Annotated in this window: 17 protein-coding genes; 13 read left to right on the top strand and 4 right to left on the bottom strand. The window is 68.0% G+C overall.

The window, feature by feature from the left end:
- The first annotated feature begins 33 nt into the window (after positions 1-33).
- From purU to ACT3S6_RS06815, 8 genes are all read left to right on the top strand, one after another.
- Positions 34-882 carry a formyltetrahydrofolate deformylase gene (gene purU, locus ACT3S6_RS06780; protein WP_444554287.1) on the top strand — a complete coding sequence of 283 codons (849 nt, stop codon included), beginning with the start codon at positions 34-36 and terminating at the stop codon, positions 880-882.
- A 34-nt stretch (positions 883-916) separates the two neighbouring features.
- Positions 917-1,438, top strand: a complete 522-nt coding sequence (locus ACT3S6_RS06785) for a gamma carbonic anhydrase family protein (protein ID WP_444554288.1) — start codon at positions 917-919, stop codon at positions 1,436-1,438.
- A 51-nt stretch (positions 1,439-1,489) separates the two neighbouring features.
- A complete protein-coding gene (locus tag ACT3S6_RS06790) occupies positions 1,490-2,563 on the top strand; it encodes a Gfo/Idh/MocA family protein (RefSeq protein WP_444554289.1) in 1,074 nt (357 codons plus the stop codon).
- Between the two features lie 51 nt (positions 2,564-2,614).
- On the top strand, positions 2,615-4,105 hold the full coding sequence (locus tag ACT3S6_RS06795) for a glutamate--cysteine ligase (RefSeq protein ID WP_444554290.1): 1,491 nt from the start codon (positions 2,615-2,617) through the stop codon (positions 4,103-4,105).
- 111 nt (positions 4,106-4,216) lie between these two features.
- Positions 4,217-5,407: an ROK family transcriptional regulator gene (locus ACT3S6_RS06800; RefSeq protein WP_444554291.1), complete on the top strand. Its 1,191-nt coding sequence runs from the start codon at positions 4,217-4,219 to the stop codon at positions 5,405-5,407.
- A gap of 73 nt (positions 5,408-5,480) precedes the next feature.
- Entirely contained in the window at positions 5,481-7,040 is a 1,560-nt protein-coding gene (gene mmsA / locus ACT3S6_RS06805) for a multiple monosaccharide ABC transporter ATP-binding protein (protein WP_444554292.1), read from the top strand.
- Between the two features lie 52 nt (positions 7,041-7,092).
- A complete protein-coding gene (gene mmsB, locus ACT3S6_RS06810; protein ID WP_444554293.1) occupies positions 7,093-8,361 on the top strand; it encodes a multiple monosaccharide ABC transporter permease in 1,269 nt (422 codons plus the stop codon).
- 44 nt (positions 8,362-8,405) lie between these two features.
- Positions 8,406-9,506 carry a substrate-binding domain-containing protein gene (locus ACT3S6_RS06815; RefSeq protein WP_444554294.1) on the top strand — a complete coding sequence of 367 codons (1,101 nt, stop codon included), beginning with the start codon at positions 8,406-8,408 and terminating at the stop codon, positions 9,504-9,506.
- A gap of 84 nt (positions 9,507-9,590) precedes the next feature.
- Here the strand turns inward: ACT3S6_RS06815 and ACT3S6_RS06820 are convergent, their stop codons facing one another.
- Positions 9,591-10,601: a bile acid:sodium symporter family protein gene (locus ACT3S6_RS06820; protein ID WP_444554295.1), complete on the bottom strand. Its 1,011-nt coding sequence runs from the start codon at positions 10,599-10,601 to the stop codon at positions 9,591-9,593.
- Between the two features lie 192 nt (positions 10,602-10,793).
- Here ACT3S6_RS06820 and ACT3S6_RS06825 point away from each other — a divergent pair, with 192 nt between their 5' ends.
- The 4 genes from ACT3S6_RS06825 to ACT3S6_RS06840 are packed head-to-tail and all read left to right on the top strand — an operon-like array spanning position 10,794 to position 16,050.
- Positions 10,794-12,455 carry an ABC transporter substrate-binding protein gene (locus ACT3S6_RS06825; protein WP_444554296.1) on the top strand — a complete coding sequence of 554 codons (1,662 nt, stop codon included), beginning with the start codon at positions 10,794-10,796 and terminating at the stop codon, positions 12,453-12,455.
- A 15-nt stretch (positions 12,456-12,470) separates the two neighbouring features.
- Complete coding sequence (locus tag ACT3S6_RS06830; RefSeq protein ID WP_444554297.1) at positions 12,471-13,472, top strand: ABC transporter permease; 1,002 nt, start codon at positions 12,471-12,473, stop codon at positions 13,470-13,472.
- A 5-nt stretch (positions 13,473-13,477) separates the two neighbouring features.
- Positions 13,478-14,380, top strand: coding sequence for an ABC transporter permease (locus tag ACT3S6_RS06835; RefSeq protein WP_444554298.1), 903 nt, complete (start codon positions 13,478-13,480; stop codon positions 14,378-14,380).
- Positions 14,377-16,050, top strand: a complete 1,674-nt coding sequence (locus ACT3S6_RS06840; protein WP_444554299.1) for a dipeptide ABC transporter ATP-binding protein — start codon at positions 14,377-14,379, stop codon at positions 16,048-16,050. Before ACT3S6_RS06835 ends, ACT3S6_RS06840 begins: the two co-directional genes overlap by 4 nt.
- 134 nt (positions 16,051-16,184) lie before the next feature.
- On the opposite strand, the gene ACT3S6_RS06845 is transcribed toward ACT3S6_RS06840, so the two are convergent.
- Together ACT3S6_RS06845 and ACT3S6_RS06850 are read right to left on the bottom strand one after the other, a co-directional pair.
- On the bottom strand, positions 16,185-18,416 hold the full coding sequence (locus tag ACT3S6_RS06845; RefSeq protein WP_444554300.1) for an NADP-dependent isocitrate dehydrogenase: 2,232 nt from the start codon (positions 18,414-18,416) through the stop codon (positions 16,185-16,187).
- 104 nt (positions 18,417-18,520) lie between these two features.
- Positions 18,521-19,102, bottom strand: a complete 582-nt coding sequence (locus ACT3S6_RS06850) for a DUF6318 family protein (protein WP_444554301.1) — start codon at positions 19,100-19,102, stop codon at positions 18,521-18,523.
- A 215-nt stretch (positions 19,103-19,317) separates the two neighbouring features.
- Here ACT3S6_RS06850 and ACT3S6_RS06855 point away from each other — a divergent pair, with 215 nt between their 5' ends.
- Positions 19,318-20,253, top strand: a complete 936-nt coding sequence (locus ACT3S6_RS06855) for an N-acetylglucosamine kinase (RefSeq protein WP_444554302.1) — start codon at positions 19,318-19,320, stop codon at positions 20,251-20,253.
- On the opposite strand, the gene ACT3S6_RS06860 is transcribed toward ACT3S6_RS06855, so the two are convergent.
- On the bottom strand, positions 20,250-20,516 hold the full coding sequence (locus ACT3S6_RS06860) for a hypothetical protein (protein ID WP_444554303.1): 267 nt from the start codon (positions 20,514-20,516) through the stop codon (positions 20,250-20,252). The genes ACT3S6_RS06855 and ACT3S6_RS06860 overlap by 4 nt on opposite strands.
- Positions 20,517-20,548 lie beyond the last annotated feature (32 nt).

Consider the following 20,548-nt stretch of genomic DNA (forward strand, 5'->3'; position numbering starts at 1 on the left):
GCTGACGCCTGCGGGCCCCGATAAACTCCGGGGGTGACCAGCCAGCAATTCATCGTGACCCTCTCCTGCGCCGACCAGCCGGGCATCGTGCATGCGGTGTCCGGCGCCCTGTTGGAGGCCGGATGCAACATCACCGAATCCCAGCAGTTCGAAAGCCCCGAATCGGGGTCCTTCTTCATGCGCGTCGCCGTTTCCACCGAGGCCGGTCAGGAGCAGGTCCAGTCCCGCTTGGATGCCGTGGCCGCCCGCTTCGCCATGGAGCTCGCCGTCCACGCCGAGGCCCGGCCGCTGCGCACCCTGATCATGTGTTCCACCGCCGGACACGCCTTGAACGACCTGCTGTACCAGCAGCGCGCCGGGTCCCTGCCGATCGAGGTCCCGCTCATCGTCTCCAACCACCGGGACCTGGCCCCGATGGCGGAGTTCTACGGGGTGGATTTCCTGCATCTCCCGGTCACCCCCGCCACCAAGGCCGACGCCGAGGCCCGGCTGTTGGAGCTGGTGGAGCACCATGACATCGAATTGGTGGTGTTGGCCCGGTACATGCAGATCCTCTCGGACGAACTGTGCCGGGGGTTGTCCGGGCGGGCGATCAACATCCACCATTCGTTCCTGCCTTCCTTCAAGGGGGCCAGGCCCTACCACCAGGCCCACGCCCGGGGCGTGAAGATGATCGGGGCGACGGCGCACTTCGTGACCGCGGATCTCGACGAGGGCCCGATCATCGAACAGCAGGTCATCCGGGTCAACCATTCCCAGACCCCCAGCCAGTTCGTGGCCATGGGCCGCAGCGTCGAGGGAAGCACGCTGGCCCAGGCCGTGCAGTGGGCCGCCCAACGGCGGATCCTGCTCGACGGGCGCCGGACCGTGGTCTTCAACTAGCCTTCCGGGGCCCCGGGGTTTGTAGACTCGCCCCATGACACACATCATCACCATCGATTCCCATACCCCGAAGATCGCCTCCTCGGCCTTCACGGCCCCCACGGCCACGCTCAGTGGCGATGTGGAGCTCGGCGAGCGCGCCAGTGCCTTCTACGGGGTGTCCGTGCGCGGGGATTCCGCCCCGATCCGCATCGGCGACGACACCAATCTGCAGGACAACGTGGTCGTCCACGCCGACACCGGCTTCCCCACCACCGTGGGTACCGGCGTCTCCGTCGGCCACTCCGCGGTCATCCACGGCTGCACCATCGGCGACGGCTCCCTGGTGGGCATGAGCGCCACCGTCATGAACGGCGCCCGGATCGGTGAGCAGTCCCTCGTGGCGGCCGGCGCCCTGGTGCTGGAGGGCACCGACGTCCCGCCGCGTTCGTTGGTGGCCGGGGTCCCGGCCAAGGTCCGCCGCGAACTCAGCGACGAGGAGGTCGAGTCGCTGCGCACCAACACCGAGCACTACCTCGTCCTGGCGGGCAAGCACCGCGACGCCAACGCAGGCTGAGCCGGAACGCCCCCGATTGCCGGGCCCCCTGCGTCATGCCAAGCTGGGGGCATGAACCCCCGTTTCCCCACCCCGCCCTGCGCCGCGCCCGACGCCGGATCACCCCTGACCGCCACGGGACGGCCCCTCCGGTGGGGGGTGGTCTCCACGGGGCGCATCGCCGCGACGGTGGTCGGTGATCTCGGCCTGCTCGAGGATGCGACGCTGCACGCCGTCAGTTCCCGCGACGCAGGCCGGGCGGCCGCCTTCGCCGCCGACCACGGTTTCGCCGTCGCCTACGGCCCCCTGGACGGGGTGTCGGGCCACGATCGGCTGTTTGCCGACCCGGCCGTCGACGCGGTCTACATCGCCACCCCTCATGCCCAGCACTTCGCCGTCGCCCTCGCGGCCCTGCAGGCGGGCAAGCATGTCGTGTGCGAGAAGGCGCTGACCATCAATGCCGCCGAAGCCGCCGAGCTGGTGGAACTGGCCAGGTCCCGCGGCCTGTTTCTGATGGAAGCCGTCTGGACCCGGTTCCTGCCGGCCGTCCACCGTGCCCTGGACCTCCTGGAGGCCGGGGCGATCGGGGAAGTCGCCTGGGTCCGGGCCGATCTCGGCTTCCCGGCGGACTACGACAGGACCTGGCGGCTCTTCGACCCCGCAGCCGGTGGTGGGGCCCTGCTGGATCTGGCGGTCTATCCGCTGACCTGGGCGCTCGGGGCCCTGGGCTTCCCCCAGTCGGTCCAGGCGGTGGGGACCCTGAACGACGACGGGATCGACACCCAGGAGTCGTTGACCCTCACCTACGGCTCGGGCGCCCAGGCCCAACTGCTCTGTTCGTTGAACGGCGCAGGACCCCGGGAGGCGGTGATCTCCGGCAGCACCGGTTTCCTGCGCATCACCGGCCCGCTGAACAACCCGCCCTCCTTCGAGGTCCACCCCCTCGACGGTCAGGCCAGGACCGAGAGGTTCGACACGGTGGGCCGGAACTACGTCTATGAACTGCGCGAGGCCACCCGCTGCATCCAACAGGGACTGACCCAGAGCCCGACGATGAGCTGGGAGGATTCGGTGGATACCCTGCGGCTGTTCGACGGGGTCCGCAACCAGTTGGGGGTCAGCTACCTCAACGACCGCGGCCGCTAGGGCCTCCGGCCCCCGCCGGCGTGCAGGCCCGCATCCGTATACAGATGACCAATGCCCCAGTACGCTCAGGCCATGGGAGCAGAAGTCAGGAAGAAGACCTTCACCCGGGCGCAACGCACCCGGTACCGTGAACGCCTGAACGAGAACCTCGAGACCTTCGAGGACTTCCTCTCGAACGGGCATTTCGCCGCCTCGGGGACCATCGGCGTCGAGCTGGAACTGAACCTCGCCAACGAGGACTTCACCCCGGCGATGCGCAACACCGAAGTCCTGGAATCCATCGCCGACGAGGCCTTCCAAACCGAGATCGGTGCCTTCAACATCGAACTGAACCATCCGGCCCTGGACGTCTCGGGTCGCGGGCTGCGCGATCTGGAGGAGGGGCTGCGGGCCCAGCTCAACCATGCCGACGCCCAGGCCGACCAGGTCGGTGCCGATTTGTTGATGACCGGCATCCTGCCCACCCTGCGTCCCGAGCAGTTGCAGGACCCCGACTGGATGAGCACCGGCAAGCGCTACGCCGCCCTGAACACCTCGGTGCTGCAGGCCCGCGGCGAGGACGTGTTGATCGATATCTCCGGCCAGGAACGCCTGAGGTTCTATGCCCCCACGATCGCCCCGGAGGCCGCCTGCACCTCCGTCCAGCTCCACGTCCAACTGAGCCCGGCCGAATTCGCCCCGGCTTGGAACGCGGCCCAGATCATGGCCGGACCCCAGATCGCCTTGGCCGCCAACTCCCCGGTGTTCCTGGAACGGGTGTTGTGGCACGAGACCCGGATCGAATTATTCAAGCAGTCGATCGACACCCGGGCCCCGGAAATGCGGGCCCAGGGGGTACGGCCCCGCGTCTGGTTCGGCGATCGGTGGATCACCTCGATCTTCGACCTCTTCGAAGAGAATGTGCGCTATTTCCCGGCGCTGCTCCCCGAACTGGCTGGACGGCGTCCGCAGAAGACGAAGGCGGGGGCCCCGTATCTGCACGAACTGCGCCTGCATAACGGGACCGTCTACCGCTGGAACCGGCCCATCTACGACCCGGGGGTTCAGAGGCCGAACCTGCGGTTGGAAAACCGGCTGCTGCCCGCCGGTCCCTCCGTGCTGGACACGGTGGCCAATGCGGCGTTCTTCTTCGGGCTGGTCCGCCGGCTGCGCAGGTCCCAACGTCCGTTGTGGTCACGGATGGCCTTCGGCACGGCCACGGAGAACTTCCTGACCTGCGCCCGCGACGGGCTCCATGCCATGGTCTACTGGCCCGGGGTCGGGGAGATCCCGGTGTCCGAGCTCATCGTGCGCCACCTGATCCCGCTGGCCGCCGAGGGATTGGCGGATCTGGGCGTCGAGGATGCCGTGGCCGCGCGGTATCTCGACGTGCTGCGCGAACGGGCCCGCACCGAACAGAACGGGGCCCTCTGGCAGATCCAGGCCCTCGACCGGCTCGAGGCCCGCGGGCTGGACCGCCGCCATGCCCTGCAGGAAATGACCCGGCTGTACTGGGACCACATGCACCATTCGGGCCCGGTCCACGAGTGGCCGCTGCCTTAAGGAACTGCACCCCTCCCCCATTGACGTAACCCTCCATACACAAGCCACTAGTTTTTTAATTCTTGCGTTTACTTATTGACGGCAACAAATCCTTGTTGCAGACTTTTCAGCATGCAAGAAACGAGAGCTGGATCACATGGCGGCCCCAGGAGTCCCGGATCGCAATCCGCATTGCGCCACCTGAACCAGCAACGCCTCATCGATAGCCTGCTCGCCGGCCCCGCAACCCAGGCCGAGCTCTCCCGCCAGACGGGGCTGTCCACGGCCACCGTCTCCAACATCGTGAAGTTCATGCAGGCCTCCGGCCTGGTCGATACCGAACCCACCACCAGTTCGGGACGCCGGGCCCTGAACGTGCGTCTCATCAACGACGGGGCCATCGGTGTCGGCATCGACTTCGGCCGGCGCCACCTGCGGGTGGTCTTCTCCTCGCTGACCTACCAGATCATCGCGGAGAAGACCGTGATCCTGCCGCTCGGGCACCAGGGCGAAGAAGGCATCGCCGCCGCCGCACGGCTCGTGGACGACCTCCTGGCCGAACACGATCTCCAGCGCAGTGCCCTCATCGGTGCCGGCGTGGGCATCCCCGGACCCATCGACCGCCGCAGCGGGACGGTCGCCCAGGGGGCCATCCTGCCCGAATGGGTGGGGCTGAACCTGCAGGAACGCATCGAAGAAGTCCTCGACATCCCGGTCATCGTCGACAACGACGCCAACCTCGGAGCCCTGGCCGAGGTGACGTGGGGTCCGCATAACGGGGTGGATAACCTGGTCTTCATCAAGATCGGTTCGGGCATCGGCGCCGGGTTGATCATCAACGGTTCCCCCTACTACGGCAACATTGGAATCACCGGGGAAATCGGCCATGCGACCGTGCAACAACATGGCTCGATCTGCCGCTGCGGCAACCGCGGTTGCCTGGAAACCGTCGCCTCCACCACCATCATGTCGACCCTGCTGGCCGGGGGCGAGCATCCACCCCACACGGCCGAGGACATCGTCACGCAGGGACGCGCCGGCGGCTCGGCGGTCCTGCGCGTGCTGGACGACGCCGGCATGGCCGTCGGGCAGGAGCTGGGCAACATCGCCAACCTGCTCAACCCCGAAGCCATCGTCGTCGGAGGCCCCCTGGCCGGTCTGGGCGAACTGTTGCTGGACCCGATCCGACGCGGCCTGCACCGCCATGCCGTCCCCATCGTCGGCGAAAGCACGAACGTCGTCATGTCCTCACTGGGTGAACGGGCCGAATCCCTGGGAGCCGCGGCACTGGCCTTCCAGCATGTCGGGATCCGTGCCCCCTGACCCCCGCGGCGGTCCGTGACCGACCAGCACCGAAGAATCCCCTCGACCACCCACTGGAAGGCCCTAGGGCACCATGCACACACCATCTGCCGGACAGCACGCCCCGAACCTGTTGGAAATGCGCTCCATCACCAAGGAGTTCCCGGGCGTCAAGGCCCTGGACACGGTCAACCTCAACGTCCGCGTCGGAGAAATCCACGCGATCTGCGGCGAGAACGGTGCCGGGAAATCGACCCTCATGAAGGTGCTCTCCGGGGTCTACCCGCACGGGACCTACACCGGGGACATCCACTACCAAGGAAAAGTCCAGACCTTCCGCACCATCAATGCCAGCGAAGAGGCCGGCATCGTGATCATCCACCAGGAACTCGCCCTGATCCCCGAGCTGAGCATCATGGAGAACATCTTCCTGGGCAACGAGCCCACCCGCTTCGGGATGATCGACTGGTCCACCGCCCGCCGCTTGTCGCTGGACCTGTTGGCCCGGGTCGGCTTGAACGACGACCCCGACACCCCGATCAAGGAGATCGGGGTCGGCAAGCAGCAACTGGTGGAGATCGCCAAGGCACTGAACAAATCGGTGAAACTGCTCATCCTTGATGAACCGACGGCCGCGTTGAACGAATCCGACTCCCAGCATCTGCTGGATCTGATCCGCGGGCTCAAGGGCAGGGGCATCACCTCGATCATCATTTCCCATAAGCTCAACGAAATCGAACAGGTCGCCGACTCCATCACGATCATCCGCGACGGACGCACCATCGAAAGCCTCGATGTCCAGGCCGACGGCGTCAACGAGGACCGGATCATCAAGGGCATGGTCGGCCGGACCCTGGAGTCGCGCTTCCCCGAGCACGCGGCAGAGCTCGGCGAGACGTTCTTCGAGGTCTCCCACTGGAACGTCGGCCACCCCCAGGTCCAGGACCGGATGGTCTGCAAGGACTCGTCCTTCTTCGTCAGGCGGGGGGAGATCGTCGGTTTCGCCGGGCTCATGGGAGCCGGACGCACCGAATTGGCCCGCTCGGTCTTCGGCCGCTCCTACGGTCGGTACCAATCCGGGACCATCACGATGAACGGCCGCCACCTTGAATTGCGCACCGTCGCCCAGGCCATCCGTGCAGGCCTCGGCTACGTGACCGAGGACCGCAAGACCCTCGGCTTGAACCTGCTCGACGACATCCAGGAGACCACCGTCTCGGCGAACCTGGGCAAGATCAGCAAGCACCAGGTGGTGGACCGGGACCGGGAATTCGAGGTGGCCGAGTACTACCGCAAGGCGCTGCGCATCAAGACCCCCTCGGTGCAGGAAGGGGTTGCCAAGCTCTCCGGCGGCAACCAGCAAAAGGTCGTCCTGGCCAAATGGATGTTCACCGAACCCGACCTGCTCATCCTCGACGAACCCACCCGCGGCATCGACGTGGGAGCCAAGTTCGAGATCTACGGGATCATCCAGCAACTGGCCAGGGCCGGCAAGGGGGTCATCGTCATCTCCTCCGAACTGCCCGAACTACTCGGTCTCTCCGACAGGATCTACACGATCTTCGAGGGAGCCATCACCGGGGTCATGGACCGCGAGGACGCCACCCCCGAGCACCTCATGCGCCTGATGACCTCGGCGCGCCAACCTGCCTGAGCCTTCCGGCCGGCACCTCCCCCACCCGCACCCGCGAACCTAGGAACCGATAATGAACGCGATCAAGCAGCTCTTTGGCGGAAACACCCGTCAATTCGGCATGATCTTTGCCCTGGTGGCCCTGGTGGTCTTCTTCCAGATCATGACCGACGGGGTCACCCTGACCTCGGGCAACCTGATGAACCTACTCAATGGCAATGCCTACATCCTCATCCTGGCCATCGGCATGGTGCTGGTCATCATCGCCGGGCACATCGACCTCTCGGTGGGCTCGATCGCCGCCTTCGTCGGCGTCACCGTGGCCCTGGCCATCCGCGACTGGGGGCTGCCCGCCTGGGCCGGCATCCTCCTGGGTCTGGCCCTGGGCGTGGTGATCGGAGCCTGGCAGGGCTTCTGGGTCGCCTATGTCGGGATCCCCGCGTTCATCGTGACCCTGGCGGGCATGATGCTCTTCCGCGGACTGAACCAGTTCGTGGGCAAATCCAACACGATCCCGGTCCCGGAGGACTTCCAGTACATCGGTGCCGGCTACCTCAGGGAGGTCGGACCCAATACCGGCTACAACAACCTCACCCTCCTGCTCGGCCTGGCCACCGTCGCCCTGGTGGTCATCATGTCGCTGCGCGGCCGTGCCAAGGCCCTGCGGCTGGGCGCCCTGGTCCCGCCGCTGTGGGTCCAGCTCACCAAACTGACCCTGATCAGCGCCGCCATCCTCTACGCCACCTATCTCTTTGCCACCGGCCGACCGGGGACCTCGCTGCCGATTCCGGGAATCATCCTCATCGGCCTGGTGATCATCTACGGCTTCATTTCCTCGCGCACGGTCTTCGGCCGCCATATCTACGCCGTCGGTGGCAACCGCCACGCCGCCGAGCTCTCCGGCGTCCGCTCCAAGAAGGTCAACTTCCTGGTCATGATGAACATGGCAGTCCTCGCCGGGTTGGCCGGCATGATCTTCGTGGCCCGTTCCACCGCCTCGGGGCCCTCCGATGGCAACATGTGGGAGCTCGACGCGATCGCCGCGGTCTTCATCGGCGGCGCCGCCGTCACCGGCGGCGTCGGCACCGTGGTCGGTTCGATCATCGGCGGCCTGGTGATGGCCGTGCTGAACAACGGCCTGCAGCTGCTCGGCGTCGGGGCCGATGCCACCCAGATCATCAAGGGCCTGGTGCTGCTGGCAGCCGTCGCCTTCGATGTCTACAACAAATCCCAGGGCAAACCCTCCATCACGGGTCTGTTGACCCGGGGGCTGTCCTCCCGCAACCGTCCCGCGGACGAAGGGATCCCCTCCACCCCGGATAAGATCCCGACCTCTGTCTGACACCTTCCATCCGGCTCCACCCGCACCACCAGAAAGAGAAACCAATGAAGATCATGGGCAAAGCAACCAAGTTCGCCGCGGTCACGGCGATCGCCGCGCTGGCACTGACCGGTTGCGGCCGGCAGGATGCCGGGGCCGCCGCCGACGCGGACGGTGCTTCAGGATTCGACGAGGGCGCCACCATCGGTGTCGCCCTGCCGCAGAAGACCAGTGAGAACTGGGTCCTGGCGGAGAACCTATTCAATAAGGACCTCAAGGACAAGGGTTTCAAACCCGACGTGCAGTTCGCCAACAGCGGCGTCGCCGAACAGCAGAACCAGATCAACGCCATGATCTCCAAGGGCGCGAAGGTCATCATCGTCGGGGCCATCGACGGAGCCCAGTTGGGCAACCAGCTCAAGGCCGCCAAGGAGGCCGGGGCCACCATCATCGCCTACGACCGGCTGCTGCTGAACACCCAGGACGTCGACTACTACGTCGCCTACGACAACTTCAAGGTCGGCCAGCTCCAGGGCCAGGCCCTGCTGGACGGGTTGAAGGAGAAGAAGGGCAAGGCCCCGTACAACATCGAGCTGCTCGCCGGCTCCCCCGACGATGCCAACGCCCAGGTCTTCTTCGACGGCGCCATGGACGTGCTGAAGCCGGCCATCAAGGACAAGACCGTCAAGGTGGCCTCGGGGCAGCAGAAGTTCGAGCAGGCGGTGACCCAGGGGTGGAAGGCGGAAAACGCGCAGAAGCGCATGGACACCCTGCTCACCGGCACCTACACCGGTTCCAAGTCCCTCGACGGGGTCCTCTCCCCCAATGACACCCTGGCCCGCGCCGCCCTGACCTCGGTCAAGGCAGCAGGCAAGGACGTCCCGGTCGTCACCGGGCAGGACTCCGAGGTCGAGTCGGTGAAGTCCATCATGAAGGGCGTGCAGTACTCCACCATCAACAAGGACACCCGTGCCCTGGTGGAGCATTCGGTCACCATGGTCCAGGACCTGCAGGAGGGCAAGGACGTCGAAGTCAACGACCCCGACTCCTACGACAACGGGACCAAGGTCGTTCCGGCCTACCTGCTCAAGCCGCAGATCGTCACCCAGGAGAACGTCAAGGAAGCCTATGTCAACGATCCGGTGCTGGGCCCGCTGACGAAGTAGCGACCCCGCCTCCGGCGGCAAGGGAGGACGACGACGGAACCCGTCGTCGTCCTCCCTTCGTAGTCCCAGGGGGCCGGTGGAGTCCTACTGCGGCCGCGCGCTGCTGCGCCGCCAGATCGCCGCCAGGATCGCTCCCGAGACGTTGTGCCAGACGGAGAACACGGCGCCGGGCAGGGCGGCCTCGGGCGCGAAATAGGTCTTGGCCAGCCCGGCGGCCAGCCCCGAGTTCTGCATTCCGACCTCGATGGCCATGGTCCTGCGGGAGGGGATCGGCAATCCGAAGATCCGGGCGGCCCCGTAGCCGACCAGGTAGCCCAGCCCGTTGTGCAGGATGACCGCTGCCAGGATGAGCAGCCCGGCGCTGAAGATGGCCTCGGCGCTGCCTGCGACGACGGCGATGACCACGAAGGTGATGGCCAGGACCGAGACCCAGGGCAGTGCCGGCAGGATGGCGGCCACCAGCGCCGGGGCGACGGTGCGCACGATCAGGCCCAGCACCACCGGGATCAAGACGATCTGCACGATCGACACGGCCATCGACCCGGCCGCGACGGGCAGGTACTGTCCGGCCAGCCAGAGGGTCAGCAGCGGGGTGAAGATCGGGGCGAGCAACGTCGACACGCTGGTCATCGTCACCGACAGGGCGACATCGCCCTTGGCGAGATAGGTGACCACGTTCGACGACGTCCCTCCCGGGGCGCAACCCACCAGGATGACCCCTGCCGCCAGGGCCGGCGGCAGCCCCAGCAGGCTGGCGACCCCCAGCCCGAGCAGCGGCATGATCACATATTGGGCGATGACTCCCAGCAGCACCGGCAAGGGTTGGCGCACCACCAGGGAGAAGTCGGGCAGGGTCAGGGTCAGGCCCATGCCGAACATGATGAGCATCAGCCCCGGGTTGATCAGCGGCGCCAGCGAGGTGAAGGGGGCCGGGAAGAACAAGGCCACCGCCCCGCCCGCGAGAATCAGGAGCGGGAACAGCGTCACGGCCACCCGGGCGCTGCGTTCCTCGCCGGGGTTCGTCCCGCCCCGGGGTTCGGTCGTCACCGTCGACGGCGCCTCTGGCCCGCCGGGTCCTTCAGGAGTGCTTGGCATGGAAACCATGGTTTCAAACCCGGGCCCGGGGCCGATAATTGTGACTTGGGGCGCCCACTGTGTCCCACGCCACCGCAGGGCCGGGCTCCCCTGCTTTAGGCTGGTGGGGCATCCCGCGCATCAGCGTGGTCCGCCGCGCGCCCGCCATCACCGGGCGCCGGTGCCCCAGCATCTGTCGAGGAAGTCACACCCATGCCCGTAGTCCCCCGTCCCGCACGGCCGGCCTCGCTCGCCGCGTCCCTGCTCGCTTCCCTTCTCGTCCTGACCGGTTGCGCCGGTTCGGGTGGCCCCGGAGGTTCGGCCTCCGATGACACCCCGGTCGAGGGTGGGACCCTGGTCTACGCCTCGGGCGACGCCGAACCGACCTGCCTGGACCCGCATGTGGGCGGGAACTACCCGCAGGCCCTGTTGGCCGGCCAATACCTCGAGACCCTGTACACCAAGGACGAAGAGGGGAAGATCGTCCCGTGGCTGGCCTCCGGGGCGGAAGCCTCCGAGGACGGGCTGACCTGGACGCTCACCCTGCGCGAGGGCATCGAATTCACCGACGGGACCGCGTTGGACGCGGCCACGGTCAAGGCGAACATCGAACACCTGCAGGACCCCGACACCGCCTCCTCCACCGGCTATCTGGCGGTGGCGAAGATCAAGAGCATGGACGTCGTGGACGATTCGACGTTGACGTTGAACCTCTCGGCCCCGGATTCGGCCCTGCTGGAATCGTTTTCGATGCCGTGGGTCGCGATCGAATCGGCGCAGGCCTTGGAACGCAGCCAGGCCGACAACTGCGCCGCCCCGGTGGGCACCGGCCCCTTCACCGTCTCCAAGTGGACCAAACAGGATTCGGTGGACCTGACCCGCAACGAGGACTACACGGTCCCCGTCGACGGCGCCGACCATGCGGGGCCCGCCCATCTGGAGGCCATCACCTGGAAGTTCATCCCCGAGGCCGCCACCCGTTATGCCGCCCTGCAATCGGGCACGGTGGACATGATCGACAACGCCCAGCCGGACACCATCAAGGCCGCCGAGGACGCCGAGGACATCGACCACCTCGATGCCCCGCGCCCGGGGGCCTCGAACCGGATCGAACTGAATTCCTCCAAGGCCCCGTTCGACGATGCGAAGGTCCGTGAGGCCTTCATCCGCGCCGTGGACGTCCAGGACGGCCTCTCCTCGCTGTTCTTCGATACGGCAGAGCGCTCCTATTCGGCACTGTCCAGCGTCGAACCGATGGGCTACTCCGATGAATCCGCCTTCGAGCGGGACCCCGAACAGGCCAATCGGCTGCTGGACGAGGCCGGCTGGACCGACCGCGATTCCCAGGGGTACCGCACCCAGGACGGCAAACGCCTGTCCCTGACCTTCCCGGTGAGCACCAACCAGTCGGTCCCGGCCGAACAGTCGCTCTTCCAGCAGTTCCAGGCCACCGCCAAGGAAGTCGGCTTCGAGGTCAAGCTCGACCTGCTGGACCTCTCCAGCTGGTACGACGTCCTGGGCGAGAACCACTACGACCTGGTCAGTGCCCCGTACACGAAGGTCGGCCCCGACGTGCTGTCCATCCTGTTCCATTCCTCCAACACGGTCCCGGCCCCTTCGGGCTACTTCGCCAACCACGCCCAGGTCAAGGACAAGAAACTCGACGCCCTGTTGGAGGAGGCCAGCGCCACCACCGACGCCGATGAGCGCCAGGCCAAGTACACCGAAGCCCAGAAGATCGTCCTGGAAGGCCACTACCTCCTGCCGTTGTACGACCAGCAGAACCACTTCCTGTACAGCACGGATCTGCACGACGTCGGGGCGATGACCGCGGTGGCCTCCCCGACGTTCCACGACGCCTGGTTGGCGAAGTAGGAACGACGCCGGAGCATGGCCGGGCAGACGACCTCCGACCCCACCCAGACCCGACGCAGCAGCCGGGGCGCCCCCACCGCGTGGCGTCCCGTCGGCGTCTGGCTGGCTCGTCGTGCCGCCTCGGCGGTCTTCGTGCTCTGGGCCGTGGCCACACTGATCTTCGTCGCCATCCGTCTCATCCCCGGGGACCCGGCGGAGGCGATCATGGGCGGGCCCGGGTCGCAGGCCTCGGCCGAGGCCCTCGAATCCGCCCGGGTCGACTACGGGCTCGACCGGCCGGTGGGCGTGCAGTACCTGACCCTGTTGGGGCATCTGGCCACCGGGAACCTGGGGACCTCGTATTCGTTGAAGATCCCGGTCTCCGAGGTGCTGGCCGCCCAACTTCCGGGAACGCTCGGCCTGGCCGTCGGCGCCTGGATCCTGGCCTGGGTGGTGGCCCTGGGGCTCGCCCTCTATTCGGGGTTGGGCGGTCGGGGCGCCTCCGCCGTCGGTTCGGCCCTGGAGATCGCCGCGGCCTCGGTCCCGCACTTCTGGCTCGGTTCGGTGCTGGTGCTCCTCTTCTCCAGCGCCTGGCGGTGGCTGCCACCGGTCAGCAACGGCACGGTCGCCGGGCTGGTCATGCCGATCGTCACCCTGGCCCTGCCGTTGGCGGGATTCCTGGGCCAGGTGATGCGTGAGTCCATGGTGACCGCACTGAACTCACCCTTCGCGCTCTCGGCCCGCGCCCGCGGGGAGTCCGAGGCCGGCGTCGTGCTCCGCCATGCCCTGCGCCATGCGGCCCTGCCCGGGGTGGCCCTCTCCGGCTGGGCTTTGGGGTCCCTGGTCTCCGGCGCGGTCGTCGTGGAGTCGATCTTCGCCCGGCCCGGCCTGGGGCGCACCCTGCTCGAGGCCGTCACGCTGCGCGACGTCCCCCTGGTCACCGGGGTCGCATTGGTTTCGGCGCTGGCCTACGTCGTGGTCATGGCTCTCTCCGATCTGGCCGAACGGCTCATCGACCCGCGGATCCGGGGGCGGTGACCCCCGTGTCTTCCACCATGTCGAGCCTGCCGGGGCCGTTCCCGCGCGGTCCGGGCCCGCGCCGCCGGCCGGGCCCGCGCCGCCGGCCGGGCCCGCGCCGCTGGCCGGGCCCCGGGGTCATCCTGCCGGCCCTCGCCGCAACCACCGCCTGCTTCCTGGTCCTCGCCGCCGTCGTACCCTGGTGGTTGGCGCCCACCGACCCGCTGGCCATCGACCCCGGGGCCGCCTTCTCCAGCCCCTCCCTCTCCCACTGGTTCGGCACCGACGAATCGGGGCGGGACCTCTATTCGCGCGTGGTCCACGGGGCCCGGCCCTCGTTGCTCATCGGGGCCGCGGCCACCGCCCTGGGACTGGGGTTGGCCCTGGTCCTGGGGCTGGCCTCCGGGCTGGGCGGACGCTGGCTCGACGCAGGGATCGGACGCCTCGTCGAAGTGATGCTGGCGCTGCCCGGATTGCTCCTGGCCCTGGTGTTCATCGCGTTGGCCGGTCCCGGGGTGTCCACCACGATCGTCGCCGTGGGGCTGACCACCGCCCCGGGCTACGCCCGGATCATCCGGTCCCAGGCCAGGGCCCTGCGCGGCTCGGCGATGATCGAGTCGGCCCGGGTCCTGGGCCACCATCCGGCGAAGATCCTGTTCCGGCATCTGCTGCCCAATGCCTTGGGCCCCGTCCTGGTGTTGGCGACCCTGGGGGTGGGCCAGGCAGTCATCTGGGCCTCGGCGTTGAGCTTCCTCGGGCTCGGCGAGGCCCCTCCGGCGCCCGAATGGGGCGCCATGCTCGCGGCGGGACGCACCTATCTGGGCTCCGCCTGGTGGATGACGTTCTTCCCCGGTCTTGCCATCGTCGCCACGGCGGCGGCCAGCACTGTACTCGGCAGGTCCCTCCAACGACGGGCGGTCGGCGCATGAACGGGCCATCGCTGTTGCGGGTCGAGGGGCTCCAGGTCGGATTCGCCGGCACCCCGGTGGTGCACGACGTCGGCCTGGACGTAGGCCGGGGCGAATGCCTGGCCCTGGTGGGAGAATCCGGGTCGGGTAAATCGGTGACCGCGCGGGCCCTGTTGGGGCTCTCGGGCCGGGGCGCCCGGGTGGACGCCCGCCGGTGGGAGTTCGACGGCGCCTCCCTGCACGGGGCAGGCCCGCGGCAGTGGCGGCGCCTGCGCGGGACCCGGATCGGGTTGGTGCTCCAGGATGCGCTGGTCTCGCTGGACCCGCTGCGCACCATCGGCCGGGAAATCGACGACTCGCTGCGCCTGCACACCTCCCTCTCCGCCGCCTCCCGGGGCCGCCGGGTGGCCGGGTTGCTGGAATCGATGGGACTGCAGACCGTTGATGCCGGGCGGCGGGCCGGGGAACTCTCCGGCGGCATGCGCCAACGGGCGCTGATCGCCTCCGCGATGGCCTTGGATCCGGAGCTGCTCATCGCCGACGAACCCACCACGGCCTTGGATGCCGAATCCCAGGCCCAGGTCCTCGGGGTGCTGGCCTCCTTGCGCTCCGGGGGGTCGTCGCTGCTGCTGATCAGCCACGATCTGGCGGTGGTCTCCTCGGTGGCGGACCGGGTGGCCATCATGCGCGGGGGCAGGATCGTCGAACAGGGTCCCACCGCCACGGTTCTGTCCCACCCGGAGCACGAATACACCAGGATGCTCCTGCGCGCCGTTCCGGCCGGTCGCCCCCGCGGCACCCGCCTGTCGGTGGCACCGGCGGATCCCGGGGCGCCGGAGCCGGTCTCTTTGCTGGATCCCGTGCCGGAGTCGAAGCCGCGGCCGGTGTCGGGCCCTGGTTCGTCGCAGGGGACGGTGCTGGAGGCCAGGCACCTGTCGAGGACCTTCGCGGTCAAAGGCGGCGAGGACTTCCGGGCCGTGGATGATGTGGGCCTGCGGGTGGAAGCCGGGCGCACGCTGGGCCTGGTCGGCGCCTCCGGATCGGGCAAGAGCACGACGGCGCGGATCCTGCTGGGCTTGGAGGAACCCGATGAAGGCACGGTCGAGCTGTTCGGCGGTGACTGGGTTCCGGGGAAGGAATCCTCCCGCCGGGCGCGCCGGCCACTGCTCGGGGCCGTCTACCAGGACGCGTTGAGTTCCTTCGATCCCCGCCGACGCGTCGGGGCCATCCTGGCCGATGCCCTGACCACCCGCGGTGGCGGGGCCGGGGCCGACGGCGGCTGGGGCGCCGATTCCCCGGAGGCACTGTTGGAACTGGTCGGGCTGGCCCCGGGGCTGACCGGACGGCATCCACGGACCCTCTCCGGGGGCCAACGTCAACGCGTTGCGATCGCCCGGGCGTTGGCCCCGGGACCCCGGGTGCTCATCTGCGATGAGCCCGTGTCCTCGCTGGATGTCTCGGTCCAGGCCAGGATCCTGGACCTGCTCGATGACCTGCAGGCCAGATTCGGGTTGGGGTACCTGTTCATTTCCCACGATCTGGCCGTCGTACGCCATGTCAGCGACCGGCTGGCGGTGATGCGGCAGGGGCGCATCGTCGAATCAGGGGCCACCGAAGAGGTCTTCGCCGCCCCGCAGCACCCCTATACCCGGGCCTTGCTGGCCGCCTCCCCCACGCTGGCGACCGGCTGAGCAACCGGCCGGGAACGCCCCCGGGGCGGTTCCCCGGGCCGAAGACCCCCGGCACCGCACACGGCGCGTGGCCCGATGGAAGTCATCGGGCCACGCGCCGTCGTGGTCCTGCCGCCGCAGCGGTGGCCGAGGCCCTAGCCCAGCTTGGAGACCAGGGACTGCAGGACGCGGTTCAGCGTGGCCGAGGGGCGCATGGCCGCCTGGGCCAACTCGTCGGAGGGACGGTAGTAGCCGCCCAGCTCCACGGCTGAACCCTGGACCCCGAGCAGTTCGGCGTTGATGTCGTCCTCGTGGGTCACGAAGTCCTTTGCCACCTCGGCAAAGGCGGCGGCCAGCTCGACATCCTCTTCCTGACGGGCCAGCTCCTGGGCCCAGTACATGGCCAGGTAGAAGTGGCTGCCCCGGTTGTCGAGCTCCCCGACCTTACGCTTGGGCGACTTGTCCTCGAGCAGGAACGTGCCGGTGGCGGCGTCGAGGGTGTCGGCCAGCACCTGGGCGCGGGCGTTCGACGTGGAACTGGACAGGTGGGCGAAGGATTCGGCCAGGGCCAGGAATTCACCCAGCGAATCCCAGCGCAGGTGGTTTTCCTGCAGCAGTTGCACCACGTGCTTCGGCGCGGAACCGCCGGCGCCGGTCTCGAAGAGGCCGCCCCCGTTGATCAGCGGGACCACCGACAGCATCTTGGCACTGGTGCCCAGCTCGAGGATCGGGAAGAGATCGGTCAGGTAGTCGCGCAGCACGTTGCCGGACACCGAGATGGTGTCCTCGCCGCGACGCAGGCGCTCCAGCGTGTAGGTGGTCGCCTCCACGGGGTCCATGATCTGCAGCGACAGGCCCTCGGTGTCGTGATCGGCCAGGTACTCGGTGACCTTGGCGATCAGGTTGCGGTCGTGGGCGCGGGTCTCGTCGAGCCAGAAGACCGCCGGCATCCCGGAGGTGCGGGCCCGGGTGACGGCGAGCTTGACCCAATCGCGGATCGGGGTGTCCTTGGTCTGGCAGGCACGCCAGATATCGCCCTGCTCGACCTGGTGCTCGATGAGGACCCGGTCGGCGGAATCCACGATCTGCACGGTGCCTGCTCCGGCGATCTCGAACGTCTTGTCGTGGCTGCCGTATTCCTCGGCTGCCTGGGCCATCAGCCCGACGTTGGGGACGGTGCCCATGGTGGTCGGGTCGTAGGCGCCGTGGGCGCGGCAGTCCTCGACGACGGCCTGGTAGACCCCGGCATAAGAGCTGTCCGGCAGCACGGCCAGGGTGTCGTGTTCGCCGTCGTCCGCGCCCCACATGTGGCCCGAGGTGCGGATCATCGCCGGCATGGAGGCGTCGACGATGACATCCGACGGCACATGCAGGTTGGTGATGCCCTTGGTCGAATCGACCATCGCGATGCCCGGCCCGTTGGCCAGGCCGTCCTCGATGGCGGTCTTGACCCCGTCGCGCACCTCTTCGGAGAGGTCGTCGAGTCCGCCGAGGATGGCGGCCAGGCCGTGGTTGGGGCTCAGTCCGGCCGCTTCGAGGTCCTCGCCATAGGTGGCGAAGAGGTCGGGGAAGAACGCCTTGACCACGTGGCCGAAGATGATGGGGTCGGAGATCTTCATCATGGTCGCCTTCAGGTGGGCGGAGAAGAGCACCCCTTCCTTCTTGGCACGGGCGACCTGGTCGGCCAGGAACGCGTCGAGCTGCGCGGCGGACATGAAGGTTCCGTCGATGACCTCGCCCTTGAGCACGTCGAAGGCCTTCTTCAGGACCTTGACGGTCCCGTCCTGGGCGATGAAGCGGATCTCGATCCGGTCATCGGAGTCCATGACGACCGACTTCTCGTTGGCGCGGAAGTCCCCGTCGGCCATGGTGGCGACGTTGGTCTTCGAATCCGCGGACCAGGCACCCATGGAGTGCGGGTACTTGCGGGCGTAGTTCTTCACCGACAGCGGGGCCCGGCGGTCCGAGTTGCCTTCGCGCAACACCGGGTTCACGGCGGAGCCCTTGATGCGGTCGTAGCGTGAACGGATGTCCGTTTCCTCGTCGGAGGCCGGGTTGTTCGGGTAGTCCGGCAGTGCGTAGCCCTGCGACTGCAGTTCGGCGATGGCCGCCTTGAGCTGCGGCATGGAGGCACTGATGTTCGGCAGCTTGATGATGTTCGCTTCGGGCTTCCGGGCCAGGGCGCCGAGTTCGGCCAGCGCATCGTTCTGGCGCTGGTCCTCGCTCAGGAAGTCACCGAAGAGGGCGATGATGCGGCCGGCCAGCGAAATATCGCGGGTCTCGAATTCGACGCCGGCGGTCGAGGCGAAGGCTTCGACGATGGGCAGGAAGGAATAGGTGGCCAGCATCGGCGCTTCGTCGGTGTGGGTGTAGATAATCTTTGCCATGGGTGAGGCATCTCCCTGAAGGTCAACGGTTTGGGGAGATCAACGTGATGATCTCAACGTATCCAACTTACCCGAGAGGGCCCGTGGGCCCCTATTCCCGGGGGCTACTCGTCCTCGGGGGCACTCGCATCCGGGGTGTGCTTCAGCGCGGTGATCTTCCAGGCACCGTCGTCGTATTTTCCGGTCACCGTGTAGGTGGTGCCCTCGGCATCCCACTCGGTTTCCTCCACGACCTCGCCGTCCTTGTCCAGGACCTTCTTCGCATCCTCCATGTAGGGCACGACGGCGCTCAGCTGGCCGTCCTGGTCGACCTCGCCCACCGCAACCACGTCCTGCGGCTTGGGCTGCCCACCCTCGATGCTGCCTTCGTCGTCGTACACCCGGGCAATGGCCCCGGCGGCGTCCTCGCATTCGGTGCAGTCCTCGGTGACCGCGAGCATTTCATCGGTCTGGCCCGTCTGCAGTGCGTAGGACATGGCCTCGTAGTAGTAGTACGTGGTCGCCGACAGCCCGTCGGCCCCTTCGGCCTTCATCTGGTCGTTGGTCTCCGGGGCGGCGATCGCCGCCTCGGCCGAGGAGGCGGAGGAGGACGAATCGGCGGCCGGTTCACCGGCGGAACAGCCGGCCAGGGCCAGGGAAGCTGCGGCGACGGCGATTCCGGCGCCCAGGACGTGGGGGAACTTCATATGCGATGACTCCAGAAGTGGTGTTGGTCGGTGCCGACGGCCCGCCATGGCGTCCGTCACCGCCACCATATCCCGTTGCCCCAGGCCACTAGTTGTGGGATGCGACACATTCCGCGGTTCCCGCGACCGCACCGTGTCCGACCTCACAACGGATCGGTATGATGGTCCGGGCCCCGGGTCCCCTCCGAGGCACCACCGAACAAAGGACGGCTCCCATGCCCGAAATGGCCTTGGCGATCGATGGCGGGCAAACGGGCATCCGCGCCCAGGTGCTCCAGGACGATGGCACCGCCTCCCCCGACGTCGAGGTCCTTGAATTCCGGGGCATCCTCACCGACCGGCCGCTGGCCGGCCAGATCGCCGACGTCGTCGCCCGGGCCCGCGAGGCGGCCGGCCACGATTTCAGGACCGTCTCCGCGGGACTGTCGGGACTGACCGACGGCGAGGGGCTGGCACCGGCACTGTTGGCTGCCACCACCGGCTACGGCGTTCACTCGGTACACATCACCCACGATTCGGTCAGTTCATACCTGGGGGCACTGGGTGACTCCCCCGGCGCCGTGATCGCCTCCGGGACCGGCGCGGTCACCCTGGCCGTGGGCGCCACGGAGGTGGTGCGCATCGACGGCTGGGGCTACATCATGGGCGACGCCGGCAGCGGCTACTGGATGGGCCGGGCGGCCCTGGACGCGGTGATGCGCGACTTCGACGGTCGCGGCCCCGCCACCACCCTGACCGAGGTGGTGCGCGCCGATTTCCCCGATCTGGCCCAGGCCTACGTCGAACTCCAACGCGATCCGGACCGCGTCAGCCGCACCGCCTCCTATGCCGCCACGGTGGCCCGGCTCGCCGCGACCGACGAAGTGTCCCGCCGGATCTGTGATGACGCGGCCCGGGAACTGGCCCTGGCCGTCTCCACCGGGTTGCGCCGGGTGGGGCAGGACCGGGCCGAGGCCCCGGCCGTCTGCTTCCTCGGTGGGGTGCTGCGCGGGGAACGCGTCCGCAGCCAACTCATCTCCCGGCTGGCGGCGCTCTGGCCGCATCTGCAGGTGCGTGAGCCCGCGGCCACCTCGCTTCAGGGCGCGGCCCTGCTCCCGTTCCTACCCGCGGATTCGGCCCTGGCACACCAGGTGTTGACGGCCCGGAACTAGAATCCGCTCCGGCGCAGGCGGACCCGGGGGCGCACCCGCTGGACGGCTCTTTGCTCCGGCCGCTCCGCGGTGATCTCCCGGAGCATCTCATGCTCGGCCCGGCTGGCGGCCGGCCGCCGGGCGGCCCGGAAACGGTACACGATCCACCAGACGCCGCCGACCAGGCCCACGGCCCCGATCAGCAGGCCCAGGGCCAGATTGCTTGAATCATCTCCGCTGGTTTCGGCAGCAGCCAACAGGCCACCGGTGATGGTGATGAGCATGTTCCCCCCAGCTGTTGTTGCGCCGGTCCTTC

It is taken from the genome of Arthrobacter sp. AOP36-C1-22, assembly GCF_052377515.1.
GTDB lineage: Bacteria > Actinomycetota > Actinomycetes > Actinomycetales > Micrococcaceae > Arthrobacter_H.